A 10,405-nucleotide genomic window follows, 5' to 3' on the forward strand; every position below is an offset into this window, starting at 1 on the left:
GACATTGGTTCCTATTATACAAGTGGTTTACATAGCGGAACCTTACCCCGGGCTTCCCAGCCTTTAGTTAGGCGGATCTTGTGAGTGGTTTTCTCTTTTCAGATTCATTCGGAACCATTTACTTTGCCAGAGGATGGGGCAGACTCTATTTTTACAATTTTTTTGCCAAAACCTCTTGCATTGAAAATAAAAGTGTGCTAATATAAAAAAGCTGTTTCGAGCGATTCCATTTCGAGCAAACTATGGGGCATTAGCTCAGCTGGGAGAGCGCTACACTGGCAGTGTAGAGGTCAGCGGTTCGATCCCGCTATGCTCCACCACATCGTACAAATCCGAACCTTGTGCCGTTAGGCGATGGGTTCGGATTTATTTTTATCGCCCTGAAATTTATCCCATATCCGCCATAAAACGCGATGGCCTCTTTTATGGAGCGCTGTGTGTTTTATTTTGATCTTCCAGACAAAAAGAGTTGCCATATTATTCTGCGCCGTTTCTATCCACCACAAGTTGGTTCAGAAGGACAAACTGACTGTACAGAATTTGTACATCGAGAAGCTGATGCTTATGATGCTTATGAAATGCAAATGAAACCACTATGTTGGTCTGTTCAGAGGGGATCTCTGGAAAAGCATCCTCAAATGCAAATTATGGATATGGATCTTTACAGCACAAATGCATAGGATCAAAAGAAAAATCCACTGTTAACCTAACGGTAAATACTGAATAACCAATCGAGACTTCTGCGGAGGTCTCGTTTTTTTATAATAAAACCAGCAAAAGGAAAGGTAGGTGAAGGACATGAAGGTACAGAAAATATTTGTGTCAGCTTTGTGTATCCTGCTCTGCCTGACAGGGTGTGGTAACGAAGAGAAAACCCTCCGCGATGTTTCCGCTATTCCCAATGAAGAGTGGGAAACCTTAGAAAAAAGTTCTGTGCCGGATGTGGATATAGATGTGACACAGGAACCTTTTGATGAAAATACAGAGATTGATATGGTGCGCAGCGATCCAGTGTTTGGCAATTATGGCCACCTGCTGTTTCCCACAGATGATTGGTATATGAGTGGAAGCACCCTTGGAGATTTGCAGTTGACCTGGTATCACAACATCGATCCGGCAGAAACAGTGGAGATCGTCAATACTTTGTGGAAACGGGCCGATGCGGGTGAAACGGTTTTCTACGATATTTACACCGAAGAAGAAAAATTGGCAGACCCCGAAAAGGAGAACACCGGGTTGTTCTTCTTTAAGGGTGAGCCGGGAGAAAAGTTTGCCGTGTGCAATGCTGGAGGCGGATTTGCCTATGTAGGCGCCATGCAAGATAGTTTTCCCCATGCGCTGGAATTATCTAAGCAGGGCTATAACGCCTTTGCCCTCATCTACCGCCCTGGGGATCAAACAGCCTGCGAAGATCTGGCGCGGGCAATCAGCTTTATCTTTGAAAACGCAGAAGAACTGGAAGTAGACACCGATTGCTATTCCCTTTGGGGCGGTTCTGCAGGGGCGCGGATGGCGGCTTGGCTTGGCTCTTACGGCCCGGCAGCTTTTGGCGGGGACGATCTCCCTCAGCCGGGTGCAGTGATTATGCAGTACACCGGCCACAGCGACTACACAGAAAATGATCCACCCACCTTTGCCTGCGCCGGCGAAAACGATGGCATCGCCAACTGGCGTACCATGCAGCGCCGCCTGGACGCTATGAGTGCTCTGGGCATTCCAACGGAGTTTCACCACTATCCCGGACTGCCTCATGGCTTCGGCCTGGGAACCGGTACGGTGGCGGAGGGATGGTTGGACGAAGCGGTTGCCTTTTGGGAAGCGCAAAGGTAAGCATCCTATGGATATAACAAACATCTTATAGAAAAAATGTATGATCACGAACAACGTTATTTTCTAAAACACAAAAGGGGTTATTTCAGCAAGGGTTGTGCAAAAGAGCATATGGACAGCCTGGCGCAAAATGCCCATGCCATTTTGCTTGCCTATGGCGGCGGCCTAGCAGAATGCCTTCCGATATATTAGCGGTACATCTATAAAGAAAGGCTTCCCAAATTCGTCCGCTTCGCCGAAAATGTAGGGGGATCGCCTGCGATGGGAAATCTGATGAGGAGCTCCTCTGGCTGGCCTCGACGCTCCGGCCGATTTTATCAAAAGGCTTGGCCACCCTACCACTTTCAAAGAGTCAGGCGTGGGCAAGGGACAGCCAAAAGAGAACGTAGATTCCTGGCATCTCCTAGGGTAACTACAAGCCTATGGCTCATAAGAAAATCCTGGCAATCATCCAGGAATTCTATAAATAAAATTCTTTGACAAAGAAAGGAACGATCCATATGAAAAAATTAACCGCATTGTTTTTAAGCCTGGCCATGATATTGGGCCTTGCCGCCTGCAACAGTGGTACGCCTTCCTCCATCCCCTCTGTTCCCAGTGAAGTGCCGGCAGAGAACGAAACGCCTTCTTCTCAGCCGGAAAACTCTGAAGGAACTGAGGGGGAAAACGGCAGCACTCTGGTAGTTTATTTCTCTGCCACCGGCAACACGGAACAAGCGGCGGACTATATTGCTGACATCACCGGAGGCGATTTGTTTCAGCTGGAACCCACCGATCCTTATACCGATGATGATCTGAACTGGACAGTGGATGGCAGCCGTGTAAACCAGAAACATGATGACGAATCCTTGCGGGATATTGAACTGGTAGCCGACACTGTGGACAATTGGGACAGTTATGACACTGTGTTTATCGGCTACCCCATCTGGTGGGGCATCGCCGCGTGGCCGGTGGATGGATTTGTGGAGGCCAACGATTTCACTGGCAAAACCGTGATTCCCTTCTGCACCTCTTCCAGCTCCGGTATTGGGGAGAGCGGTGAGCTGTTGGCCGAGCTGGCTGGCACAGGCGATTGGCAGGAAGGTCAGCGTTTCTCCTCCAATGTCAGCGAAGCGGATGTGCAGGAGTGGCTCGACAGCCTGAACCTGTCCTGACAGACGGAAAGGCGTTGGCTATGAAACGGCTTTTATCCATACTCTCGGCCATGGCGCTTCTGCTTTCCCTCTGCGCCTGCGGGTCTGAGGATGCCGGACACTTTGCGCTAGATATGGGCAACAGCTCTTCACAAACCGAGCGTTCAGACGATGACTATACGAAACCAAGCGGCAACAGCATTCTAATTGCTTACGATCCCGCACAGGAGACGGTGGCGCAGGCAGCAGATATTCTGGCGGACGCGCTCTCCGGCGATTTGCAGGAAATAGAGGATGACAGCGGGCTTCATGCAGATGCGTATGAATATGTGTTGCTGGGGTTTGCGCCAGATGGGGATACACTCCCCCAAACAGTAGAGGCATTCCTCCAGCGCCATGATTTTGGCGCACGTACCATCTACCCCTTTGTTCTGGGAGGCAGTGACGAAGATGTGATTTCCTCTGCCGGCTTGTACTCCTCCATCTCACAGCTTCAGCCGGGGGCTTTGATGGGAAATGATGTCTTGATGGTATCGCCTGATATGACAAAAGATGCAATCCGAGCCTGGGCGGAAAGCCTTGGACTGAACCGTGCTGCCGCTGTGCCGGAAAATGCCCCTGCCAATACAGCGGCAACTGCCGCCGTCACGCCTAAGGAACAACAGGTTCTGTATCTGTGGGAGGAAGGCAATGCCCCGGCACAAACAGAGTATACCGTCAACAACGGCGGTTATTCCGATGGCCCGGACTTCCGGCCATACATCACCAGCTTTCCCGTCCCGAACGGTGTGGATATAAAAGGCGCTATACTCGTCTGCCCCGGCGGGGCATTCCAGTTTCGCAGCGATCAGCCGGAAGGGAGCGATGTTGCAGAAGCGCTCAGTGCTTTGGGCTATCAGAGCTTTGTGGTAGACTACCGCCTGCGGCCCTATACCCAGCAAGAAGGCGCGCTTGACCTGGCCAGAGCCGTGCGGTTTGTCCGCTCCCATGCAGAGGAATACCGTATTGACCCACGGGACATTGCCGTTATGGGCTTTTCAGCGGGCGGGATCTTAAGCGGGGATATGCTGCTGAATTTTGATGAAGATGTAAACCCAGCTACTTTTGATCCCAAGTATCAGCCGGATGAACTGGACAGCGTTTCTGCTGACGCCGCGGCCTGCGGCATGATTTACTCTTTCTATGGGCGCCTAAGTGTGGGCACCACCGACGTGGAGCTGCTGCACTCCGGCAATCTGCCCCCCACCTTCTATTGCTATGGGACACGTGACCCATTCTACAAACAGTTTTTAGCTAATGCAGACGCAGCGGAGGAAGCGGGTGTAGCGGTAGAACGGCTGCAGCTTGATGGAATGCCCCATGGCTTTGGATCCAGCGGGGATTGGATTCCCACCTATGACCAATGGTTAAGCGCCATCTTCGCAGACAACTGACCACCCAGAGCGGCTTATCCCGCCTGTTCTATATCGGCAGGTTTCTCCGTTCTCAGGAGGGACCTGCTTATTTTTGAAAGGAAGCAATGAAAGCAATGGAGGAAGACGCGGAAAAATACCTGTTTGAAGCAATGCCGGTTCCCAAAGCGGTAGCGACTTTGGCCATCCCCACCATCATCAGCCAGGTGGTCACGATGATTTACAACCTGGCGGATACCTTCTTTGTGGGACAGATCGGTGACCCGCTGATGGTTGCCGCTGTTTCGCTGGTATCGCCCTGGTTCAACCTGCTGACTGCTCTGGGAAACCTGTTCGGCCTGGGCGGCAGCAGCCTGATCTCCCGGATGATGGGGGCGCAAAACCACGAGGACATCAAATATGTTTCCGTATTCAGTATTTGGGGCGGGACGGCTGTGACACTTCTCTTTTCCCTGGCCACCTGGCTTGCGCGGGTTCCCCTATTAAATTTTCTGGGAGCAAGCCCGGATACCTATGGATACGCCCAAGAGTATCTCCTGTGGGTAGTGGTTCTGGGCGGCGTGCCAACCATGGTGAACCTGGCCCTCGGCCATCTGCTGCGCAGTGAAGGACATGCGAAACAGGCCAGTGCCGGCATGATGTTCGGCGGCATCCTCAACGTGGTGCTGGACCCAGTTTTTATCTTTGCATTCCATCTGGATGTGGCGGGAACCGCTATCGCCACGGCGCTTTCCAACGCTGTCTCGGTGGCGTTCTTCATCATCCAGTATATCCGGCTGAAGGACAAGACTGCCATTTCTTTGAATCCTCGGCACTTTACATTCCGCTTTGTACGACCTGTCTTCTCCGTAGGGCTGGCATCGGCTTTAGCGACCACTCTGGGCAACGCTTCCAATATGGTAATGGTCCATCTGGCCTCCGGTTACGGTGACATCCCCGTGGCTGCCTATGGTGTTGTGAAGCGCATCGATCAGTTCCCTCTGAATGTTTCTATGGGGCTGTGCCAGGGCTTTATGCCGCTGGTGGGGTATAATTTTGCTTCCAAGGATTATGGGCGGATGCGCAGGGTGTCCATTTTCTCCTGGAAGATAGCCCTAGTGATGTCCGCCTGTTTCATCGCCTGCTTTGCCATCTTTGCGCCGCAGATCCTGCATCTCTTTATCCCGGAGACACAGACCAGCACCTTGGGCGCTTCCTTTTTGCGGATTGCCTGCCTGGCGGTGCCGCTAACGAGCGTGAACTTTCTCATCAGCTACACATTACAAGCCATGGGGAAAGGCATACAGTCTGCGATCCTTACTTCTTGCCGCCAGGGGTTGCTCAATATTCCGATGTTGATCGTAATGGACTTGGTCCTTGGTCTATATGGTATGATCTGGACTCAGCTTGTGGTGGAGATTATTATGCTGCCGGTATCCCTGGGGATGTACTCCCACACCTTCCGGGGATTGAACGCCAAAGGAAAGCCGTGCATGTAACCTTTTGGTTTCTACCGCATAACAAACGGAGACTTCTGCGCTCCTCTGTACGGAATTACAATAGATGCAAAGGAAAGAAAGTGGTATACAAGATGAAGACACACATTTTAGGAAAAGATCCCATTGTTTCTGTTGTTGGGGCCCCTATCCGGTGGCACACTGTGGCTACCTTCCCCTCGAAACACGATTGGATAGACAAGACGGTGATCCCCTTCCAGGCCCACGAAGGATGGACAGGCTATGCGCTGAAGGATTGGAAGGCCGCCTATAAGGGCGCAAAGATTTGCTGCGAAGGGGCGATTCGTTCCAATTCCGCAGGTGGAAACCAGTTGATCACCGGTGAGATGGATGTGCAAAAATGCCTGAGGCAGGCCACCAAGGAGGTGTCCTGCCAATGAACGCGCATTTTCCCTTTTGCCTGCTTTTGTGTGGCATAGCCTTTTTAGCGATTCTCAGTAGCTGCGCTGCCAAACCCCAATCATTGCCCGACGTAAGTTCAGCATCGGATAGTGAAACCCTGCAGGAAGCCTCCCAGGCGGACGTTCCCGATGAGCCGGACATGGCGCTTCCTACGGAGCTGCCGGTACAGACAGGGATCATCCCGGAGCAGATTCTGGAGGGCGAAACAGGGACGATCCATTACAGCTATTACCTTCCCCACGGCTACAATGAGCGCCAGGAATATCCCCTGATGATGGTCATGCCAGGGTACGACATGATGTGGTTCGGGGAAGAATCCTCCGGCTCTAATTTGAATTGGAGAGGCTTTTTATGCTGGACAGAACTTCCAGAGGATATGATTGTCGTCTCTGCCCAGCTCACAGATTGGCACGATACTTCGGCACAGCAGGCCATTGAGCTGACAGAATACTTTATCGATCATTTTTCTGTGGATAAAACCCGTGTTTATGCAGCCGGATATTCTGCAGGCGGGGAAACCATGTCCCAGGCTGTCTCCATGCGCCCGGATCTGTATGCGGCATATCTACACGGCGCATCCCCATGGGACGGAGAATATGCCCCTATCGCAGAAAATGGCGTAGCGGTTTATATTTTCATGGCACAGAACGACGAATATTATGGCTCTGAACGGGCCTGGAGCGCTTACAACAGCCTCCGTGACGCTTATGTAGAAGCTGGATGGAATGAGATCGATATTGTCCTGCAAATCCAAACCCCGGATAACAATTGGTTTGCCCAGCGTGGCGTCACCGGGAACTACCACGGCGGAGGCAATCTGGTATTTGACGAGACAGAGATTTTAGAGTGGGTGACCAACCATCAAAAAGGAGGAAACACACAGAAATGAAAGTTTTGCTTATCAATGGAAGCCCCCACAGGGAGGGCTGCACCTATACAGCGCTATGTGAAGTGTCCAGCTCGCTGAACCAAAACGGTATTGATACGGATGTTTTTTGGATCGGCAATCCCCCCTTTTCCGGCTGCATTGCCTGCCATCAATGCGATCGGTTGCATCACTGCGTGATGCAGGATACCGTCAATGATTTTCTTGATCTGGCAGGCGATTACGACGGATTTGTTTTTGGCACACCGGTGTATTTCGCCGCCGCAGCCGGCGAAATTACATCTTTCCTAGACAGAGCGTTCTATGCCGATCTGAACGGAGGCGCCAACCGGTTTTACCTGAAACCTGCAGCAGCGGTCATATCGGCCAGAAGGGCTGGTACTACTGCCACCTGGGATCAGATAAACAAATATTTTGGCCTGATGCAGATGCCCATCATCACTTCCCGTTATTGGAATATGGTGCATGGCACGACGCCAGAAGAAGTAAAACAGGATCTGGAAGGAATGCAGACCATGCGAATCCTGGGGCACAATATGGCATATTTCCTGAAATGCAAGGAGATTGGCAGTAAAATGATTCCTCTGCCGCCACAAGAAACTCCTGTGTTTACGGGCGTTATTCGTCATAATGCTGGATAGAAAAAATAGATAAACCATTATCGATGTGTGCTTATAATGCGGCATATCTTTTTAGCCAATGATAAAAATGCGAAGAAAACCCATATAAGATGATCTCGGTACCTCTTCTGCCATTCGGCTTTCACTGTTTGCATTTCATGATGTAGATGTCCAAAGCCTAACGGAGGATGGATGCCAAAATCTGTGTTATCACGGATCTCACCATACACCAATCTGAACGCTGTGCTGTGTATATCCAAGTGATTCTGACGTGATCCTTATCAAGGAGAGCATCCGATATCTTTCCATGCCTTACTCAAAACACTGGCCGAGTCCTTACGTTTATCCAAATCTATGAGCACATACGGAAAGAACCAGATTATGGAACGGGCCGGGAGATTGTCAACCACCATGTATATAGAGTCCGCTGTAAATTGAATTTGGGCAACGCCTCCGATTTCTATATCCGAAGTGTCCGCGGCATTGGCTACAGCTTAGAAGTGAGATAGGCGGTGGCGGACGTTTTTCTGCGGCTCTCGGTTCGAATTTGAAGCCCTACTCTCCACCATAAAGACCTAACTTAATGGTTCATAGAATCTTTTGCATTTCGAACACGTTTGTTACTTTCTAAATCGTTTCATTCAAAGATCTGTAAGTAATTTTTCAATTGTTTACTTTATAAACATAAATATTTTTAATTTTTACAAATATTTTTTGTATAAATCTTTCTTTATTCGATATTTCACAAAAATCTAGTGATGTAATTTTACATCTTTCACAATATGAATAATCATTCGTCGCCTTATCGAGCAGACTGGAATATTCTTCTTTTTGAGGAGGAATATTCATGTCTCTTAAAAAGCGTCTTTCCCACGATATCTTTCACGCACGAACGGACGACCGCAAGTTAACGCAACAGCAAGCCGCTGATGCTGTCTTCATTTCATTACGCGAATATCAGAAGATCGAAAAAGGGGACATTTTGCCTGGTACAGAAATTTTTCTTCGCCTTGTCTATTTCTTCGACTTGGATATCAAAGATTATCTGGAGGAAGCAAATGCCCATGTATCGATACGTTCCTTCTGAAGAATTTCTCTTTTCCCCTTTTATTGGACATTACCGTTCTTTTGGTATTGCCGTCTTCCAATATACAGAAAAAGGCTGGGAACGTAAAAGCTTCTTTTCAGATGTTTCCACAGATCCATCTTTCGTAACTGCGCTTGCTCAACGCTGTACGAGAGGACAATTAAGCCCCGACCATCTATTAGATGTCCTTTTCGATTCAATCTGACAGGATTGTGCGTCCATTTAAGCTCACATTTCCCTGTGGGCTTTTTTGTGTTGCTATTTTTGATTTTCCTGTAGCCGTATATCTTAACAGATACAGGCCCCTATGATATACTACAAAGGGGATCTTCTGGCCGGACTGCTCTTGATGTTTCCTGTTATGAACCCGATTTGGACGGCCGTATTTTTTATATTTCAGGTATCCACACGGACTTCATTAAGATTGGATTCACTTTTATCAAGCGAGGGAAATACGATGTTGAACATTGGATGTCATCTATCCTCTTCAAAGGGATATCTGCACATGGGAAAGGAGGCCCTTTCCATTGGAGCAAACACCTTCCAATACTTTACCCGCAATCCGCGCGGCAGCAAAGCAAAAGCGGTCAACTTTGCGGATATCGCTGCATTCAATAACTTGGCAGAACAAGAACATTTTTCTACATTGGTCGCGCACGCACCCTATACCCTCAACCTCTGTTCCGCAGACGAGGGCCTCCGGGAGTTTGCCGTCCAAGCTATGACGGAAGACCTCGCTACGATGGAATATCTTCCCGGAAACCTTTACAATTTCCATCCGGGAAGCCATGTGAAGCAAGGAACGGAGATAGGGATTCAGCTCATTGCGCAAGGGCTGAACCGCATTCTCCGCCCAGATCAGCATACAACGGTCCTTTTGGAAACGATGGCTGGAAAAGGTAGTGAAGTCGGCCGTACATTTGAAGAGCTCCGTGCAATCCTCGACCGGGTAGAACTCACGGATAAAATGGGGGTCTGCCTGGATACTTGTCACGTCTTTGACGCTGGATATGACATAGTGGATCATCTTGAGAGTGTCTTAGAGGAGTTTGACAAGGTCATCGGGCTAGGCCGGCTCCGTGCAATTCACCTAAACGACAGCCTGAATCCGCTTGGCAGCCATAAGGACAGGCACGCCAAAATTGGCCAGGGACATATTGGATTACCTGCTCTAACCAAAATCATCAATCATCCTGTGCTTTGTACATTACCCTTTGAATTGGAAACACCAAATGACCTCAACGGATATGCCGAAGAAATCCGTCTCCTTGAGGAGGTTTTTCAAGGGGGCTGAATGGCCTCCCCCTCCCATCGGGCCATTCAGGAGATGCTATTTTCCCCCTTGTCGCCCGTGCTCGCCGGCACAAATGTAGGTTTGTCAAAGATGTGTTACAGATTAAGGAAAAGAGGAAAGGACCTGTAAAGGGGAGAGCCAGTTTAAAGGGCGGATGGGAAAATGGTCGTAAACCCGTTCACGGACGGCTAGCTGAGCTTTGAAATCATCGAAGGAGTAGAAGCGGTGAGAGGCGTAAAATTCCT

General features: G+C 49.6%; 11 protein-coding genes, 1 tRNA gene and 1 pseudogene. All 13 read left to right on the plus strand.

The annotated features are described in order from the left end of the window. Positions 1–244: 244 nt before the first annotated feature. Positions 245–320: transfer RNA gene (locus I2E77_RS11690), tRNA-Ala, on the plus strand. Positions 321–437: 117 nt separating this feature from the next. Beyond that, positions 438–680, plus strand: coding sequence for a hypothetical protein (locus tag I2E77_RS11695; protein WP_191362340.1), 243 nt, complete (start codon positions 438–440; stop codon positions 678–680). A gap of 118 nt (positions 681–798) precedes the next feature. Next, positions 799–1,830, plus strand: coding sequence for an alpha/beta hydrolase (locus I2E77_RS11700; protein WP_191448355.1), 1,032 nt, complete (start codon positions 799–801; stop codon positions 1,828–1,830). 500 nt (positions 1,831–2,330) lie between these two features. Continuing rightward, positions 2,331–2,984 carry a flavodoxin gene (locus tag I2E77_RS11705; RefSeq protein ID WP_195451283.1) on the plus strand — a complete coding sequence of 218 codons (654 nt, stop codon included), beginning with the start codon at positions 2,331–2,333 and terminating at the stop codon, positions 2,982–2,984. A 20-nt stretch (positions 2,985–3,004) separates the two neighbouring features. Continuing rightward, the gene (locus I2E77_RS11710; RefSeq protein WP_195451284.1) at positions 3,005–4,396 is read left to right on the plus strand and encodes an alpha/beta hydrolase fold domain-containing protein; all 1,392 of its coding nucleotides are present in this window, start codon (positions 3,005–3,007) and stop codon (positions 4,394–4,396) included. An 86-nt stretch (positions 4,397–4,482) separates the two neighbouring features. After that, positions 4,483–5,853 (plus strand): MATE family efflux transporter, encoded by a 1,371-nt coding sequence (locus I2E77_RS11715; protein WP_195451285.1) that lies wholly within the window; start codon positions 4,483–4,485, stop codon positions 5,851–5,853. A 92-nt stretch (positions 5,854–5,945) separates the two neighbouring features. Then, positions 5,946–6,251 (plus strand): hypothetical protein, encoded by a 306-nt coding sequence (locus I2E77_RS11720; RefSeq protein WP_191362345.1) that lies wholly within the window; start codon positions 5,946–5,948, stop codon positions 6,249–6,251. Then, positions 6,248–7,162 (plus strand): prolyl oligopeptidase family serine peptidase, encoded by a 915-nt coding sequence (locus tag I2E77_RS11725; RefSeq protein ID WP_243252613.1) that lies wholly within the window; start codon positions 6,248–6,250, stop codon positions 7,160–7,162. Before I2E77_RS11720 ends, I2E77_RS11725 begins: the two co-directional genes overlap by 4 nt. Continuing rightward, a complete protein-coding gene (locus tag I2E77_RS11730; RefSeq protein WP_195451286.1) occupies positions 7,159–7,800 on the plus strand; it encodes a flavodoxin family protein in 642 nt (213 codons plus the stop codon). Before I2E77_RS11725 ends, I2E77_RS11730 begins: the two co-directional genes overlap by 4 nt. A gap of 269 nt (positions 7,801–8,069) precedes the next feature. Then, a pseudogene (locus I2E77_RS14285) lies at positions 8,070–8,288 on the plus strand (winged helix-turn-helix domain-containing protein); the annotation flags it as partial. A gap of 338 nt (positions 8,289–8,626) precedes the next feature. After that, positions 8,627–8,866, plus strand: coding sequence for a helix-turn-helix transcriptional regulator (locus I2E77_RS11740; RefSeq protein ID WP_087228807.1), 240 nt, complete (start codon positions 8,627–8,629; stop codon positions 8,864–8,866). Further along, positions 8,844–9,071, plus strand: a complete 228-nt coding sequence (locus I2E77_RS11745) for a DUF6514 family protein (protein WP_140400293.1) — start codon at positions 8,844–8,846, stop codon at positions 9,069–9,071. The genes I2E77_RS11740 and I2E77_RS11745 overlap by 23 nt, the downstream gene beginning before the upstream one ends. 252 nt (positions 9,072–9,323) lie before the next feature. Next, a complete protein-coding gene (locus I2E77_RS11750; RefSeq protein WP_191362346.1) occupies positions 9,324–10,160 on the plus strand; it encodes a deoxyribonuclease IV in 837 nt (278 codons plus the stop codon). Positions 10,161–10,405 lie beyond the last annotated feature (245 nt).

It is taken from the genome of Anaeromassilibacillus sp. 1001302B_160321_C8 (assembly GCF_015554745.1).
GTDB lineage: Bacteria > Bacillota > Clostridia > Oscillospirales > Acutalibacteraceae > Anaeromassilibacillus > Anaeromassilibacillus stercoravium.